Annotated in this window: 13 protein-coding genes; 5 read left to right on the top strand and 8 right to left on the bottom strand. The window is 42.0% G+C overall.

The window, feature by feature from the left end; genetic code table 11:
• Positions 1-17: 17 nt before the first annotated feature.
• Positions 18-2051 carry a carboxypeptidase-like regulatory domain-containing protein gene (locus tag CGC64_RS07150; RefSeq protein ID WP_005677252.1) on the bottom strand — a complete coding sequence of 678 codons (2034 nt, stop codon included), beginning with the start codon at positions 2049-2051 and terminating at the stop codon, positions 18-20.
• A gap of 26 nt (positions 2052-2077) precedes the next feature.
• Positions 2078-2623 (bottom strand): DUF3575 domain-containing protein, encoded by a 546-nt coding sequence (locus CGC64_RS07145; RefSeq protein ID WP_032855137.1) that lies wholly within the window; start codon positions 2621-2623, stop codon positions 2078-2080.
• A 473-nt stretch (positions 2624-3096) separates the two neighbouring features.
• Between CGC64_RS07145 and CGC64_RS07140 the strand changes: the two genes are divergently transcribed.
• From CGC64_RS07140 to CGC64_RS07120, 5 genes are all read left to right on the top strand, one after another.
• Positions 3097-3882 (top strand): Cof-type HAD-IIB family hydrolase, encoded by a 786-nt coding sequence (locus tag CGC64_RS07140; protein WP_005677249.1) that lies wholly within the window; start codon positions 3097-3099, stop codon positions 3880-3882.
• Positions 3883-3899: 17 nt separating this feature from the next.
• A complete protein-coding gene (locus CGC64_RS07135; RefSeq protein WP_005677248.1) occupies positions 3900-5900 on the top strand; it encodes a tetratricopeptide repeat protein in 2001 nt (666 codons plus the stop codon).
• Between the two features lie 282 nt (positions 5901-6182).
• Complete coding sequence (locus CGC64_RS07130) at positions 6183-8705, top strand: AsmA family protein (RefSeq protein WP_005677247.1); 2523 nt, start codon at positions 6183-6185, stop codon at positions 8703-8705.
• Positions 8706-8726: 21 nt separating this feature from the next.
• The gene (locus CGC64_RS07125) at positions 8727-9341 is read left to right on the top strand and encodes an L-threonylcarbamoyladenylate synthase (RefSeq protein ID WP_005677246.1); all 615 of its coding nucleotides are present in this window, start codon (positions 8727-8729) and stop codon (positions 9339-9341) included.
• 142 nt (positions 9342-9483) lie between these two features.
• Positions 9484-11139, top strand: a complete 1656-nt coding sequence (locus tag CGC64_RS07120; RefSeq protein WP_005677245.1) for an IS1182 family transposase — start codon at positions 9484-9486, stop codon at positions 11137-11139.
• Positions 11140-11231: 92 nt separating this feature from the next.
• Here the strand turns inward: CGC64_RS07120 and nagB are convergent, their stop codons facing one another.
• The 6 genes from nagB to CGC64_RS07090 form a co-directional block, all read right to left on the bottom strand.
• Entirely contained in the window at positions 11232-12044 is an 813-nt protein-coding gene (gene nagB / locus CGC64_RS07115; RefSeq protein WP_005677244.1) for a glucosamine-6-phosphate deaminase, read from the bottom strand.
• A gap of 52 nt (positions 12045-12096) precedes the next feature.
• Positions 12097-13290, bottom strand: coding sequence for an FprA family A-type flavoprotein (locus CGC64_RS07110; protein ID WP_005677243.1), 1194 nt, complete (start codon positions 13288-13290; stop codon positions 12097-12099).
• A gap of 55 nt (positions 13291-13345) precedes the next feature.
• The gene (locus CGC64_RS07105) at positions 13346-14326 is read right to left on the bottom strand and encodes a TIGR01212 family radical SAM protein (RefSeq protein ID WP_005677241.1); all 981 of its coding nucleotides are present in this window, start codon (positions 14324-14326) and stop codon (positions 13346-13348) included.
• A 387-nt stretch (positions 14327-14713) separates the two neighbouring features.
• Positions 14714-15526, bottom strand: coding sequence for a LytTR family DNA-binding domain-containing protein (locus tag CGC64_RS07100; protein WP_005677239.1), 813 nt, complete (start codon positions 15524-15526; stop codon positions 14714-14716).
• Between the two features lie 3 nt (positions 15527-15529).
• Positions 15530-16312 (bottom strand): LiaF transmembrane domain-containing protein, encoded by a 783-nt coding sequence (locus CGC64_RS07095; protein ID WP_005677238.1) that lies wholly within the window; start codon positions 16310-16312, stop codon positions 15530-15532.
• A gap of 192 nt (positions 16313-16504) precedes the next feature.
• On the bottom strand, positions 16505-18121 hold the full coding sequence (locus CGC64_RS07090; RefSeq protein ID WP_005677235.1) for a hypothetical protein: 1617 nt from the start codon (positions 18119-18121) through the stop codon (positions 16505-16507).
• Positions 18122-18322 lie beyond the last annotated feature (201 nt).

Raw genomic sequence — 18322 nt, 5'->3', positions numbered from 1 at the left:
TCTTGTTGTATATATCATTATTTAATTTTCTGCTCTTCTGGCAGCAAGTCAATAATATCACCATCCACCTTCGCTACTTCCAATAAGGAAGGATCAAGTTCAAGGGCCTTCTCAATGCTCATAATCGCATCACCTATTTTCTCCAGGCGGTTGGCGGCAATCGCTTTTATATAATATTCGCGGGCGGTCTCTACCTCCATGGTAGAAATCTTATCCCATGCCTCCTGATTTTTCTTCATTGCCAATAGCATCACCACCTCATTGAAAGGACTAGTAGCCGCCACCTTCTCGAAAGCATCATTATAATAACCGGCCAATGCCTGAACGATGGCCTGCAAATCTTCAGAAACCACTTCTTCGGGAACCAATGTCAAGACTGAATCTGCTTTTGTATATTTGCCTTCATGCAGCAAGGCAATAGCCTGATTGGATAATAACTCCACCGGTGCCGATTTACTGACAAACGGTTCGAGAATATTTGAATCCGGAGTATCTTTCTGTATCGTTACTACTGCCAGTTCATTGGCTGCATACGTAAAGTTACCATAAAGTTCAAGAGCCTCCCTACAATACTTTTCCCTCTCGTCGGGAGTTTTTGCCGTCGTAATCATACGGTAATATTCGAAACGGGTAAGTTCCTTCGGATTCTTTCTGTAAAGTTCTCCAATCTCGTAGTCCGTTAAAGAACGGAAAATTGAATAACCATAGGTATATTGCACCTTTCTCAATTTAGGCAAATAAGTAGCCGCAAGTTCCTTGTAGAAAGGTTTCGATTTCAAGACCCCATTCAATCGGTGAGGAGTAGCTGCGTATTGTTTGATTAAATCCTCTACTTCTTTAGCCAGTTCCGGCTTGGAGTTTTTTTTCAGCAATTCTGCTACCTCCTTCCAGGAGGCAACCGATGCATCCGATTTCACTTCCAACAGTTTACGTGTTTCCGGGTCCAGTTGTGCCAGTATACGTCCCAGGGCTTTATCCGTACGCAATTTTGCCAGACGAAGATTCGTCTCGTAAGAACCGTCCGGCGAAGCCACCCCCGTAATATGAAAACTCTTCAAAGAGGCATCCGGGTTCGTCTCAATACTACGTAATTCCTGATTCAATCGGTTTAGTTCCACTTGATTCTGTGGATTCTTATCATCCAGGTCGGCTTTACCTACCAAAAAGGTCAAGTTTACCTCGCCTTTCGTATCCCGCAACTGCATCACAGGTTTCGGAAGATATTTCTCATCCGTCAGGCTGAAAGCGGAGAATTTATACTCCAAAAAACGAAGTGGGTTGACCGTTCCGCGTGCAATGGAGAAAGAGTCACGATAAATGATATTCCTGTAATTCTCCATTGCCAAATGCACATCTGCACGGTAGTCATGTTGCAGATATTCTATATAGATAGAATCATGGTAAGCAATAATATCCCCCTTGCGTGAAGAAGTCGTTTTCACACGGATGTAATCATGTAAAGGGTCTTTATCTATATCATAATCGTACATTCGATTTTGCGTTGTATCATAAGTATCCCCATCGAATACAACAGGACGCATCAACAGACGCTTTTTCAGTGTCACATCATAAATGGAAGGCTGCAATACCAAGCGACGATGCGAGTTAAACATCTCCTTAGGCACCGGGACACGGGTTTTCAGATGGAAATAATTACCCTTGATTTCGATGTCCGTAGGTTCCGGAATCACTTTGTCCTTCACTTTGGAAGTAATCGTTACTTCGTTCAGCTCGATGACGGCATCTTTCAATACTACATTCAAAATCTGCTTTCCTGCCACCTTCACTGTTTTGTCTTCATAACCGACACATGTAAACTTCAACGAGCCGTTTTTCTCAACTAAGACACTGTAACGGCCATCCTCGTCGGACATTTCTATACGTTCGTCATTGACCGGATTCAGCACATTCACATTCGGAACACTTTTTCCCTGCGGGTTTGTGATATGCCCCTGCACACGGATCCGTTGGGCGGATACATTCATGCCGACGAACATCATCGCCACGAGAAGTATACCTGTTAATCTATCACGTTTCAAATTGATTTTCATTCTCTTTTCTGACTAGCTAATGTTCGTTATCGAATAATATACACAAAGGATACCCCCAGTTTAACAGGTGCAATGGTGGTCTTACTATCGTTGACCACATCCGGTTTCGGAATACCCTTATCATACTTGAACTGACGGTAACGCAACACACCCACTCCGGCAGTTGCTTCGATATTCCAATGATCGCCCAGCACCCATACATATCCATAGGTCAAACCGGCGGCGTATGCATCACCTTTGTGATGCACATCTTTTACCATCATATTAAAATTATTCACGAAAGCGGTGATTCCAAGAAAATGGCTCACCATCGGACGATTTAGCCAGTAACGAACTTCAGGCTGAAAATGCGTGAAAGTCGTTTTAAAGTTGTCTGTACTGATTGGATTCGCAGCAATCCCTATGTTCAAGGAGACATGACTACCCAATACAAATTCTGCTTCTACATTCGGACTGGCGGTCAGCCAACCCAATGCATTTGTCTTCACAGCCACCCGTTGTGCGTGCACATGTACACCACAACATAATAACAGAAATGATAACGCAACTATTACCCTGCGACCATTTCTCATCACATATACCATCATTTATTTCCCACTAAATATTTCCCACTCAATATTTCCCCACAAAAAGGGGCTACTGTCCAATTTATACACTCCTTGGGCAGAAAGCCACAAAATTAGAAAAAATATAGTATTAAAAACGTTTAAACATGTTTTTTTTGTTTTTTATTGCAACAATTTCCATCTTAGACCATCATATACCATACTACAGATAAAATAAACTACAGTATAATAAATTGTAGTCGCTCTCTTTGTATCCGAATTAAACAGATTAAAATCCGGTCTAAAATCAAAAAAATATTTACTCATAATTCAGCATAATGATTAATTTTCAGGGTTAATTATTATGGTTATTTTTCAGGATTAAAGGTGGCACACCCTAAACAAATAGCTGATTATCAGAATTATATATAAAATATATGGTTATATTTTAACTTTTGGAATAAAAGTAGTACATTTGTACTCAATTCAAAAAGGAATTTATGACGAAAGCTCTATTTTTTGACATAGACGGAACGCTGGTCAGTTTTGAAACTCACCGTATCCCGCCTTCTACCATTGAGGCATTGGAGGCAGCCCACGCAAAAGGGCTCAAGATATTTATCGCTACCGGACGCCCGAAAGCCATTATCAACAACCTTTCCGAATTGCAAGACAGAAATCTCATTGATGGATATATAACCATGAACGGAGCCTATTGTTTTGTCGGAGAACAAGTTATTTACAAAAGCGCTATTCCACAGGAGGAAGTAAAAGCAATGGCTGCTTTCTGCGAGAAAAAAGGAGTACCGTGTATCTTTGTGGAGGAACACAACATATCCGTTTGCCAGCCTAACGACATGGTAAAAAAGATATTCTATGATTTCCTGCACGTGAATGTTATTCCGACTGTTTCGTTCGAGGAAGCAACAAGCAAGGAGGTGATCCAGATGACACCTTTTATCACGGAAGAAGAAGAAAAGGAGATCCGTCCGTCTATCCCTACTTGTGAAGTAGGGCGTTGGTTCCCGGCATTTGCCGATATTACGGCCAAAGGGGATACCAAGCAGAAAGGCATTGACAAAATCATCCGTTACTTCGATATGAAACTGGAAGAGACTATGGCATTCGGTGACGGAGGCAATGACATCAGTATGCTTCGCCATGCTGCTATCGGAATTGCCATGGGACAAGCCAAAGAGGATGTGAAAGCTGCCGCCGACTATGTGACGGCTCCGATTGACGAAGACGGAATCAGCAAAGCAATGAAACATTTCGGAATTATTTGAGACAAGCAAATACGAAGATGAGCGTAGACACTGACAATGCTGCATTTCAGGATGCACTGAATCTGATTCAGTACACCCGACAGTCGGTCTTTCTGACCGGGAAAGCGGGTACGGGAAAATCTACATTTCTGCGTTATGTCTGCGAGCATACCAAAAAGAAATATGTTGTACTTGCTCCGACCGGAATTGCTGCAATCAATGCCGGAGGAAGTACGATGCATAGTTTCTTCAAACTCCCTTTTTATCCGCTATTGCCGGACGATCCAAATTTAAGTCTGCAACGCGGCCGTATCCATGAGTTCTTCAAATATACGAAGCCGCACCGCAAATTATTGGAACAGATAGAACTGGTCATCATTGACGAAATTTCCATGGTACGGGCGGATATCATTGATGCAATCGACCGCATCTTACGAGTATATTCTCATAATCTGCGCGAACCTTTCGGCGGAAAACAGTTACTATTGGTAGGCGACGTTTTCCAATTGGAACCTGTCGTGAAGAATGATGAACGGGAAATACTGAACCGTTTCTATCCTACTCCTTACTTTTTCTCAGCAAGAGTATTCGGTCAGATAGATTTAGTTTCTATCGAACTGCAAAAGGTTTACCGGCAGACTGATCCGGTTTTTGTCGGTGTACTTGACCACATTCGTACTAATACTGCCGGAGCAGCCGACCTCCAACTGTTGAATACCCGATATGGAAGCCAGATTGAAGAATCGGAAGCAGATATGTATATCACGCTTGCTACCCGAAGAGATACGGTAGATTCAATCAACGAAAAAAAACTGGCCGAGCTTCCGGGAGAATCGATTACTTTTGAAGGAGTTATCGAAGGAGATTTTCCCGAAAGTAGTTTACCCACCTCACAAGAGCTAGTGCTAAAACCCGGTGCACAAATTATCTTTATCAAGAATGACTTTGACCGTCGTTGGGTAAATGGCACTATTGGCGTCATTGCCGGTATTGATGAAGAAGAAGAAACGATATACGTTATCACTGATGACGGGAAAGAATGTGACGTTAAACGGGATTCATGGCGCAATATCCGTTATCGCTACAACGAAAAAACGAAAGAGATCGAGGAAGAAGTATTAGGTAGTTTCACTCAATATCCTATCCGGTTGGCTTGGGCAATTACAGTTCATAAGAGCCAGGGCCTGACTTTCAGCCGGGTGGTAATCGACTTCACTGGAGGAGTATTTGCCGGTGGACAAGCGTATGTCGCACTCAGCCGTTGTACTTCTCTGGATGGTATCCAACTTAAAAAGCCTATTAACCGGGCAGATATTTTCGTCCGTCCGGAAATCGTCAACTTCGCCGGACGATTTAATAACCGGCAAGCCATTGACAAGGCATTGAAACAGGCACAGGCCGATGTGCAATATGCCGCAGCCGCCCGCGCTTTCAATAAAGGTGATATGGAGGAATGTCTGGAACAATTCTTCCGTGCCATCCATTCCCGCTATGATATTGAAAAACCTGTTCCCCGCCGTCTGATTCGCCGAAAACTCGGCATTATCAACACCCTGAAAGAACAGAATAAAAAACTCAAGGAACAGATGCGGGAACAACAGGAACGCCTACGCCAATACGCCCATGAGTATCTGTTAATGGGAAACGAATGTATCACCCAAGCACATGATATACGTGCTGCCCTTGCCAACTACGATAAAGCGCTCAGCCTCGATCCAAACTACATAGACGCATGGATACGTAAAGGAATTACTTTATTCAATAATAAAGATTATTTCGACGCTGAAAATTGCTTTAATACCGCAGTAAACCTTCATCCGGCAAATTTTAAAGCTGTCTATAACCGGGGAAAACTCCGGTTGAAAACAGAAAACACAGAAGGTGCAATCGCCGATCTGGATAAGGCTACAAGTCTGAAACCGGAACACGCCGGTGCACACGAACTTTTTGGAGACGCTTTGCTGAAAGCCGGAAAGGAAGTGGAAGCTGCGTTACAATGGAGAATTGCAGAGGAACTGAAGAAAAAGAAAAAACAATAAATATATACAAAAGGGAGGAAACGGGAACCGACCGTTTTTCCCTCACTGACCAATACACTGTTCCTCACCGAGAAAGAGACCGTTGCTCACCAAAGAACGAATCTCCTCCACTACAACCCCTGAAGAGCCATTGCCTCAACCACTCCCTGCCATAATTCCGTGCTTTGGATTCCCCTAATTTTAAAATAAGAATCCCTAAAAAAATCTCTTTTATCCCTTATTATCAAAAAGTTTTATTAGTTTTGTTCCTTACATATTATCAGACTCTTAAAATAGAAGCAAATGAAAAAAGGTTTGAAAATCGCAGCTATCACCGTAGGAGTAATTATCATTCTAATGCTCCTTCTTCCTTTCGCCTTCCAAGGTAAGATAGCCGATATTGTAAAAACAGAAGGCAACAAGATGCTCAATGCGCAATTTGACTTTAAGAAACTTAACATTAGCCTGTTCCGTAACTTTCCACAGGCTTCTGTCACTCTCGAAGATTTCTGGCTAAAAGGCACTGGTGAATTTGCCAATGATACCCTTGTACAAGCCGGAGAAGTTACTGCCGCCATCAACTTATTCTCTCTTTTCGGAGATAGCGGTTACGATATTTCCAAAATATTCATCGAAGACACAAAGCTGCATGCCATTGTGTTGCCGGACGGACGTGCCAACTGGAACATTATGGAGCCGGATACGACAGCCTCTGCCGAGACTCCCGCTGCAGAAGAAGAATCTTCCCCTTTCAAAGTGAAACTCCAACGTTTCGTCATAAAAAACATGAATCTGATTTATGATGACCAACAAGGAAAGATGTATGCTGACATCCAAGACTTTAACGCAACCTGCGCCGGAGACTTAGGCAGTGAACGCACCACACTGAAACTGGAAGCGGAAACAAAATCCCTGACTTACAAGATGAACGGGATTCCTTTCTTGGCGAATGCCAACATCTCCGCTGAAATGGATGTGGACGCCGATCTGGCCAATAACAAGTACACATTAAAGGATAACACCATTCGCCTCAACGCTATTCAGGCAGGTATTGACGGCTGGGTAGCCTTGAAAGACCCGGCTATCGACATGGACTTGAAACTCAATACCAACGATATAGGTTTCAAAGAAATCCTTTCGCTAATCCCGGCTATCTATGCCACCGAATTTTCCAGCCTGAAAACCGACGGAACCGCCACACTGAACGCAACAGCCAAAGGCACCCTGCTAGGAGATACCGTACCTGCGTTCAATGTCGATATGCAAGTCAAAAATGCCATGTTCCGCTATCCGGCTTTACCGGCAGGAGTAGACCAAATTAACATCAATGCCAACGTACAGAATCCGGGAGGAAATATCGACCTGACGACGGTGGATATTAACCCGTTTAGCTTCCGTCTGGCAGGTAACCCGTTCAGTCTGACTGCCTACGTGAAAACGCCGGTCAGCGATCCTGACTTCAAAGTGGAAGCAAAAGGAATTCTTAACCTTGGTATGATCAAACAAGTATATCCGCTTGGAGATATGGAACTAAACGGAACAATCGACGCTGATATGCAAATGTCCGGGCGCCTTTCATCTATCGAAAAGGAACAATACGACCGCATACTGGCTGCTGGAACGATTGGTTTAACAGACATGAAACTTAAAATGCAAGATATGCCGGATGTAGAAATTAAGAAATCACTCTTTACGTTTACACCCAAATATCTTCAGTTGAGCGAAACAACCGTCAACATCGGTAAGAATGACATTACTGCCGACAGCCGGTTCGAAAACTATATCGGTTATGCGTTGAAAGGCACTACCTTGAAAGGAAGTCTGAATATCCGTTCCAACTACTTCAATCTGAACGATTTCATGTCGGCTACGGGTGAAGAAATGTCTTCGTCCGGTGATGTAACAACTACGGATTCCGTTAGTTCCACGGGAATTGTTGAAGTTCCCCGCAACATCGACTTCCAAATGGACGCTAATCTGAAACAAGTACTGTTTGACAAGATGTCCTTCAACAATATGAACGGTAAGCTTACTGTCAAAGACGGTAAAGTAGACATGAAAAATCTGTCTATGAGCACTATGGGAGGAAATGTTGTGATGAACGGATATTATTCCACTGCCGATGCCAAGAAACCTGAGTTGAAAGCTGGATTCAAACTGACGAATATAGGTTTTGCCCAAGCTTACAAGGAACTGGATATGGTGCAGAAAATGGCTCCTATCTTTGAAAATCTGAAAGGGAACTTCTCCGGCAGTATCAACGTGTTGACGGATTTGGACGCAGCCATGAGCCCCATATTGGATACAATGCAGGGAGACGGCAGCCTCTCCACACGCGACCTTAGCCTAAGTGGTGTGAAAGCTATCGATCAAATAGCTGATGCGATTAAGCAACCCAACCTGAAAGAGATGAAAGTAAAAGATATGACACTGGACTTCATCATCAAAGATGGACGGGTAGAAACAAAACCGTTCGATATTCAAATGGGAGACTACAACCTGAATCTTTCCGGTAGCACGGGTCTCGACCAGACTATCGATTACACAGGAAAGATTAAACTTCCTGCATCTGCCGGTAATATCTCCAAACTAATGACTCTTGATTTGAGAATCGGAGGTTCGTTCACTTCACCTAAAGTCAGTGTCGATACCAAGAGTATGGCCAATCAAGCTGTGGAAGCAGTAGCCGATGAGGCTATCAGCAAATTAGGCCAGAAACTCGGACTTGACTCTGCTGCCAGTGCCAACAAAGATTCTATCAAACAGAAAGTAACGGAAAAGGCGGCCGAGAAGGCATTGGACTTCTTGAAGAAGAAACTTAAATAAGAAAAATAAGGAAAAGAGATTATGCTTCTGAAGCTATATGATAAAAATAACAATCCGCAGGACTTACAACGGATTATCGACATTCTGAATGATGGCGGACTTATTATTTATCCTACTGATACGATGTACGCTATCGGCTGTCATGGACTGAAAGAGCGTGCTATCGAACGCATCTGCCGTATCAAGGAGATAGACCCACGTAAAAACAATCTGTCTATCATCTGCTATGACTTGAGTAGTATCAGTGAATATGCCAAGGTGGACAATAACGTCTTCAAACTTATGAAACATAATCTTCCGGGACCGTTTACTTTCATCCTGAACGGAACAAACCGATTGCCCAAAATCTTCCGTAACCGGAAAGAGGTAGGCATCCGTATGCCGAACAACAATATCATCCGGGAAATTGCCCGTCTGCTGGACGCTCCGATAATGACCACCACCTTGCCATACGATGAAGATGAGGATCTGGAATATATAACCGATCCCGAACTAATCGATGAAAAGTTTGGCGATATAGTGGATCTAGTTATTGACGGAGGTATCGGAGGAATAGAACCTTCAACGGTAGTAAAATGCACAGAGGATGAACCGGAAATTGTTCGTCAGGGAAAAGGTTGGTTAGAAGAAAGTTAGTTTCTTCGACAGAATTCATTACAAAATGGAGGTGTGTCAAAATGCGCACCTTCTTTTTTTTAAGCACAAAGCCCCGACTTTCACAAGCTGGGGCTTTGTTATTACCTAAAGATTTTGTATCTTTAGGCATAAGATTTTCACTATGACAAAGATACATTTTCGTCCTTATAATTCCAACCAAACAGTGCTTTTTCCTCAAAGAATTGACGAGGATATTGCAGAGCATGATCCAGTTCGGATGGTTGACGCTCTGGTTGAGAGCCTGAACCTTGAAAGTTTCAGGAAGTTGTATAAGGAATGCGGCCGCAGCCCTTACCATCCCAGGATGATGCTCAAGGTCATTCTCTATGCCTATATGAACAACGTCTATTCCTGCCGGAAAATTGAAAAGCTCCTTCATCGTGACATCCATTATATCTGGCTTGCCGGATATGAGAAACCTGATTTCATTACCATCAACCGTTTCCGCAACCGGGTGAAAAAGGAAATCAACGAGGTATTTACCCAAACCGTACTCCTTCTCTCTTCCAAAGGCTTCATCAGGCTGAATGTGGAATACATTGACGGGACAAAGATTGAGTCCAAAGCCAATAAGTATACTTTCGTCTGGCGAAAAACGGTTGAGCGGAACTGTGAACGCCTGATGAAGAAGATACATGTCCTGTTAGGGCAGATAGACGATGTCATCGCCCAGGAGAACTCATCGGAAAGCAATGAGGAGATTGAGTTCACTCCGGCCATGCTGACTGAGATGGCTGGAGAATTGCGGAAAGCACTTGAACAGGTTCCTGAGCCCTCCACGAAAGAGGAAAAGACTGCGTTGAAAAAGAAACGCAAACAGCTGAAGGAACTGGAAGAACACAGGGACAAGCTGCAGGAATACGACAACCGTCTGAACACGCTACAGGACAGGAACTCCTATTCCAAAACGGACAAGGACGCTACTTTCATGAGAATGAAGGAGGATGCCATGCGTAACGGCCAGACAAAGCCCGGTTACAACCTCCAGATCGGCACCGAGAACCAGTTCATTACCGATTTTGCACTCTTTCCGAACCCTACGGATACACTGACCATGATACCTTTCCTGCAATCCTTCTCAAGCAGATATGACAGGTTGGCCCATACGGTGGTGGCCGATTCCGGCTACGGTTCTGAGGAGAATTACCGCTTCATGTCAGAAAACGGTATGGCGGGCTACGTCAAATACAACTACTTCCACATGGAACAGCGGCCGAGATTCAAACCGGACCCGTTCAGGGCGGAAAACTTCTACTACAATGAAGAACAAGACTTTTGTATCTGCCCCATGGGACAGAAGATGCAAAGGATAGGGACTAGACATGTGAAAACAGCATCCGGATATGTCAGCGAAAATGCCACGTACAGAGCCATCAGATGTGAAGGCTGTCCGCTAAGATGCCGATGTTTTAAAGCAAAGGGGAACAGAACGATAGAGTTGAATCACAGACTCAGAAGATACAAGCAAAAAGCCAAAGAGTTGCTCTGCTCAGAGGAAGGACTGAAACACAGAGGACAGAGATGCATAGAACCGGAAGCCGTGTTCGGACAAATGAAAAACAATATGAATTACAAACGTTTCCGCCATTTTGGAAAGGATAAGGTCTTCATGGACTTTTCCTTCTTTGCCATTGCCTTCAATATAAAAAAGATGTGTGCAAAAATGACTAAAGAAGGTATGGATTGGCTGATTAGACCGTTTTATGAGCTTACAGTTGCTCTATTTAGATGTTGCGAACACATAAACCAAAGAAATCCTCAAAATATCGCAGCTTAAAGAAAATGAACCGATTTTTATAGTCAATGAAAAAAAAGAAGGCGCATCGTGTATTACGACACACCTTCATTCTTTATAGAGTCTGTTCTATATTATTTAATCAAAGATTCCGGATCCAAATGACCAGCTTCAATGTCCTTGAAATAACGGTAAGTTCCTACTTTCAATTCTTCAGTCGCAGCATCATCACATACGATAATACCTTTTTCATGCATCTGCAATGCACTGATTGTCCACATCTGAGTGATAGAACCTTCTACGGCATGATACAGTGCACGGGCCTTGTTGTGTCCATTCACGATAATCATCACTTCTTTGGCAGAAAGAACAGTACCCACGCCTACTGTCAAAGCAGTTTTAGGCACTTTATTGATATCATTGTCAAAGAAACGAGAGTTAGCAATGATTGTATCCGTAGTCAATGTTTTCTGACGAGTACGTGAAGTCAATGAAGAACCCGGTTCATTGAAAGCGATATGTCCATCAGGACCAATACCACCCATGAACAAGTCGATACCGCCATAAGACTTAATCTTTTCTTCGTAACGTGCACATTCTGCATCCAGGTCAGGAGCATTGCCATTCAGGATATTCGTATTTTCAGCCTTGATATCAATATGACTGAAGAAGTTATTCCACATAAAAGAATAATAGCTTTCCGGATGTTCTTTCGGCAGTCCTACATATTCATCCATATTGAATGTTACTACATTCTGGAAGGAAACGATTCCTTTCTTATTCAGATCGATCAAAGCTTTGTACATGCCCAGAGGAGAAGATCCGGTAGGACAACCCAATACAAACGGTTTTTCAGGGGTTGGATTGGCAGCTTTTATTTTTGCAGCAACGTAATGTGCAGCCCACTGAGATACGGACTGATAGTCCGGCTGAATAATAAGTCTCATAAGTCGATTGTTTTATAGGTTAGTTAATAAATTAATAATCTTATTCACTGTTTTAACGGTCTTTCTTCAAGCGCTCTGCCATGGCATGTGCCAGATTCTCGCATTGAGTATAGGTAATATCCCTCATCGCCTGCTTCATCTCTACCGGATCGCCTACCAGTTCAAATTTGCTCTTTTCTGCAAACTCTGCCATACGTTTCACCGCAGCACCTGCCCATGCGAAAGAACCGAAATAACCCAGATAACGTCCTTTCACCTCACGCACCAGAATCTTTGAAAGCAATGATTCTACCTCCGGGAAAATCTGATTGCTATATGTAGGAGAACCGATAATCAATCCCTTATAACGGAAAATATCTGCTATAATATAGGAAGGATGGCTCTTAGCAACATTATGCATTACGATATTCTTGATTCCTTGTGCAGAAAGTTCTTCGGCAATAGCCTCAGCCATTTGTTCTGTATTTCCATACATACTTCCGTATGCGATAACTACTCCCTCATCAGCGTCATAACGGCTCAAACGATCATATATACCGATCACTCTAGCTATATTTTCTGTCCACACCGGTCCATGAGTAGAACAAATAGCAGAAATAGGAAGTCCGCCAAGTTTCTGCAAAGCCTTTTGTACAGGACTTCCGTATTTACCTACGATATTAGAATAGTAACGAACCATTTCTCCCCAATACTTATCCAGATTAATACGGGTATCCAGAAAGCCACCGTCTACTGTACCGAAACATCCGAAGCCATCGCCGGAGAAAAGAACTCCGTCAGTCTCATCAAATGTCATCATCGTTTCCGGCCAATGCACCATAGGGGTCATGTAAAAGCGCAGTTTATGGCGACCTAAAGCCAAAAAATCTCCGTCCTTCACCAGATATTGTTCCCCGGTCACACCGTAGAAACCTTCAATCATGCCGAATGTCTGCTTATTACCCACGATAATAATCTCCGGATAATGCTGTTTTATCAATCGGATAGATCCGGAATGGTCCGGTTCCATGTGATTTATTATTAAATAATTGATAGGACGTTCACCGATCACTTGCTTGATCTTACGCAGGTATACTTCAAAATAACAGATGTCTACTGTATCCACCAATGCCACCATTTCATCATCAATCAGATAAGAGTTATACGAAACTCCATAGGGCAACGGCCACATCGCTTCAAAACGGTGTTTATTACGGTCATTCACTCCCACGTAGTGGACATTTCCTTTAATTCTTGTTTTCTCCATTCTTCAACTTTATTAATTTCACTTTCACCACCGGCTTCCTCTAAAAAACAGGTAATTATTCAGTGGCAAATTTATCACCTGCAAAAATAATTCTTTTTTCCGAATCCCTGTACTTCTTCCCTTGATAAGCACCTCTTTCTTTCATTCTTTTTTGCAAACGTACTACAAATTCATAATTTTTCAATCCCCAGTCCGGAGCTATTAATAAATCTTTAGGAGATTGAGAGACAAAACGTTCTACAACCATATCCGGACGAAGATGTTCGACATAGTCAATCACCAGATCAATATATTCGTTTACCTCCGTGAACAGATGAAAATCCGCCGGGTTTATATCATATTCGTGCGCCATACGGGTCCCGCGAATCAACTGTAACTGATGAATTTTAAGAGTTGACAAAGGAAGGTCAGACAGGATTCCCGCTTGCGCCACCATAGCGTCAGATGTTTCTCCCGGAAGTCCTAGAATGATATGTCCGCCTACGAGAATGCCACAAGCAGCCGTCCGCCCGACAGTTTCTACGGTATCCTCATAAGTATGTCCGCGGTTTATGCGCTGCAAAGTTCTATCACAAGTACTCTCAATACCGTATTCTACCATTAGAAAAGCGTGTTTGTTCAATTCCTCCAGATAGCGCAACAACCTTTCCGGCATACAATCCGGACGAGTACCAATCACCAACCCCACTACGTCTTCTACTTCCAACGCTTCCTCATATTTACGTTTTAATCCTTCTAACTCTGCATATGTATTAGTATATGCCTGAAAATAGGCCAGATATTTCATTTCAGGATATTTACGGGCAAAGAAACATTTACCTTCCTCCAACTGAGCAGTGACCGACTTCTCTGTCCGGCAATAATCAGGATTAAAGGTCTGGTTATTACAATAGGTACAACCGCCCCACCCTTTCGTCCCGTCACGGTTAGGACAAGTGAAACCCGCGTTCAACGAAATCTTTTGTACTTTATAGGGAAAATACTTACGCAGAAAAGTTGGAAAATCATTATATAGAAGATGAGTTGACATATTCATTACTGTTCATTCATTATTTAATCTACAAACATAAGAAAAATTAGCGAGGTAAAAAAAGATGCCACAAAATATCTTCAATATATTAAAATAATCATAAATACCATAAGATAAATTAATAAATATTGCAAAAGGAGAAACTATTTAACTAGATTTGTCTTGATTTTAGGCATTGACGGGAGGACACTTGTGAAAGTATTGTGCAATTTATTCCCCAATTATGATTTCATCTCACCATACCCCATGCAACTCACGTCAATAAAATAATCCTCTTTGTATTCTTTAACCAGAATATAAAGAGGATTTTATATGAGGATACTAAACAATAGTATATGTATGCTTATTTTTGATTAATAAATGAAAGTTTTATCTTCAGTCATAAAATCAGTTTTATAATCCCAGTCTTTCTTTCAATAATCTGTAACCGGAAAGGCTTACCCGGAGCTTAACCCCGTTTTTTAGTAATAATTGATATGTTTCTTTCCCGAACAGTTCAACCCGTGATATCTGTGTCACGTTGACAATAGTTGAACGATGAACACGAACAAATGTTTCAGGCGGCAGATGCGTTTCAAAATATTTCATAGTTTGTTCTTTCAGGTATTCTCCTGAAGGAGTGATTAACATCACATAATCACCACAAGCTTGTATGTAGATTAGTTCATCCGCTTTAATCAAATGAATACGTGAACCGTCTTTCACTGTGATTCGATTAATTAATCCAGCCGGAACTTCCACCGGTGCCTCAACTACCTGATGCGCAATCAGTTCTTTTTCAAGTTCCTGATTCAAAACTTCTTCTTTAGCGGTAATCAAACGATACCAAAGAGTTACCGCAATCAGAACCGGTAACCCGAACAATAACCGGAAAGGGATTGTCTGTGTAAAAGGGATATAGGATATACCTGCTATCCGTACCATACTATCACAAACCATAAAACAACCTGCCAGCCAAAGCAGACTTCCTACCACTATCATGATAATATCTGTCTGCAATAACGAAACGAACCCGACAACATACCATGCCAGATAGGCTAAGGCAGCTAACCAACCCATCGTTGCTATCCCATCTACCAAGGCAGGAAGGTAATCAGCTCCGGTGTATAGGCAGACCAATGCTACCTGAGCCGCAACCAACACCAGCAAAAGCAGCAGTATCGGAATCCAACGATAAGGGTAATCTATAATTGGATGTGCTTTCATACGCTAGTCTTTTATCTCCAGACCTCCAAAAGAAAGCGTACCTCGAACTACTAATATGCTCTCATGGTTAATATCCCCGTTATGCCAACGTTTATCATCACAGCCACCGAAGAAAGTATTACATTTGAATACTACTTTCCAATCGGAAGGAACATAAATCTCAACTCCTCCCCAGCTACAGTCCAGATCGATATAAGTTTCTCCCAACGCAATATGGGTATGACGCAAATCAATAACTGTACCCCCGAACGAAGTACGAACAATAGCTCCTTTGAATAGCTCATCAAGTACGACATGACGTGCCGCTCCCCAAACATTTTCCGAATGCAAAAAGCCATCGACAGACTCGCATTGTTGCTGTTCTTCTTTAAAGTTCATACCCAGACCTCTCCGTTTCATCCATTCCTTGCGATGATGTGCCATATGGCTATGAGACCAAGGCCCTCTTCTTCGGGATTTGAAAATCAACAAAACACCCGCTATTATCAAAGCAAGAGGCCAGACCATTGCCTGAGAATTCTCAGGCAACCATGAAAGCCCACCCAATAAGAAATAGACACCAATCAACAAAAGAATTATTCCTCCTACAAAATGGCGACGTATCATCGAATATATACCTAATATAATAAAAAGAGAATACCAAGATACTATCGTGCTAAACAATTCAGCAGTAATCCATCCCATATTGCGGGCAAACAGTAGTATCCCCGAAAGGATAAAAAGTGAAGCTACCAGATATTTACCGGAAAAGCCTGTAGCAGACAAAGTTTTTTGTTTCTCTTCCATTATTTCTATTATTAATTGATTAATGGTTCAAAGATACGCCATTTCTTTATGCTTTTACAGGCTTTTCTGCTGATTTACGGTCAATAATCCGATGAATACCGGATAAAAAACGATGAAACTTATCATAATACTCATTGTTTTACCTGCTTTCACAAGCAAATAGAACTAAGAAATCTAATCATTAAAAAACAATTATTTGGAATGACTTGCCGGAAAAGTATTCTCCACCAAGCCATTCAGATACACCTCTAGATTTGTATAAGCAGCACTCAAATTATACTTCGCCCCGTCAGACGCATCATTAGGATTTAAGCCTTTTGCTATTTCCCATTCGTCCGGTATACCGTCCTTGTCTGTATCGACAAGAGAAGAGGTTGCAGTTATATATTCGTCCCACTTTTCTATAGTATCCTCCTGACTGTCTATCAAACCATATCCACCACCTTTAGATGCATTAGTACTATAAGTGCCATTAGCAGTTTCACTTACAATACGCCTATCAATCTTATCTCGCTCCGGAATGATATACTTATTATCCTTCCAGCCACATGTCCATGCCCCTGCATACGCCAGCACAGTTTCGTAAGCGTCTGTAGCAGATTGCATAAAACTGTAATCAGAAAGGATATCAATGCGCATGTCCAACAATAAGTCAGAAGATGTTCTTTCGTCATTCTTTACCTTGAATGCAGTAGAAGAAATATTATTGGCGTTGGCGCTGGCAATCTCCTTCTGCTGTTCGCCTGACAAGTCCACACATGTATTGTCCATTATATTGCCATTCACATAAAAGTAACCAAATACTCCGGCATCTTGGGCATTCTTTCCATCATCTATATAAGCGGTGAAAAAACGTGCATGGGTTTTATCCTTGGCGGAAGCAGGACCTAGTTTATAATAGTTATTCATAATATTGTAATAACCTCCCTGAGCTCCATAAGCACCTTCATTAGTCCAATTATAAATTACATTATTACATAAGTCCACCTTTTCCACATCTGCCCGATTCGAATAACGACTTCCACAAAGACGCGGAGTCCGATTACTGTGATGAGCCAACAAATTATGATGGAATGTGGCAGGTGAGCCACCCCATATTCCACCATAACCATGAGCCTCTTTTTCATGTATCGAATGCCACAAGCTTTCGCTGAGAATACACCACTGCATTGTAAAATTAGTATTCCCATAAAATGAGGCACATTCATCAGTGCTCCAACTCATGGAACAATGGTCAATAATAATATTCTGCTTTCCGGGATAATTATTCTGATAACCATTCATCGCATCATCCTCTATTCGTTTTTCATCTCCCATACGACAACGGAGGAAACGAATAATTACATTATTGGCATTCACCCGCAAAGTGTTGTCCTTCAAACAGATTCCCTTACCCGGAGCTGTTTGACCTGCAATAGTAATGTCATCGTTGGTGATAACTAGTTGTTTCTGCAATTCGATCACTCCTCCGACTGCAAAGACTATTGTACGTCTTCCCTTCTGCTGTATAGCATGACGTAAAGTACCCACCACCCCATCATCAGCTAATGAAGTCACTATATATACAGTACCTCCCGCACCTCCTGTTGTATACTTTCCGGCACCATAAGCTCCCGGAAAAGCAACAATGGTGGTACGGTCGGGGATAGGATATTCCGGTAGCCCCGATTCATCTGTCAACTGTTTTTCTGTTGCCTGTTCATCCGAACAGGCAACTACTCCCCCAAAAAGGAAAGCCGACAACATAATTCCCAATATATTTTCTTTATAAACCCAAATAACAAGTTGTCCTTTTATTAGTCTTTTCATGTTCCTGATAGTTTAAAGTGATTATCCTTTTTATTACGAACGAGTTCACCTCACAAAAGTATGGAAACAGAAATATACTCATGTGCAATATTTGTTTTTCACTTTGTATTTATTGTTGATTAATTATGGTTGAATTAAAAAAAAGACAAGTTTCAAATAACAATAAATACTATGCGAATAACAATTATTACACACGTAGCT

It is taken from the genome of Bacteroides caccae, assembly GCF_002222615.2.
In the GTDB taxonomy this organism is placed as follows: Bacteria; Bacteroidota; Bacteroidia; order Bacteroidales; family Bacteroidaceae; genus Bacteroides; species Bacteroides caccae.
The sequence above is the reverse complement of the archived record's forward strand: the minus strand, read 5'-3'. Positions and strand labels throughout refer to the sequence as shown.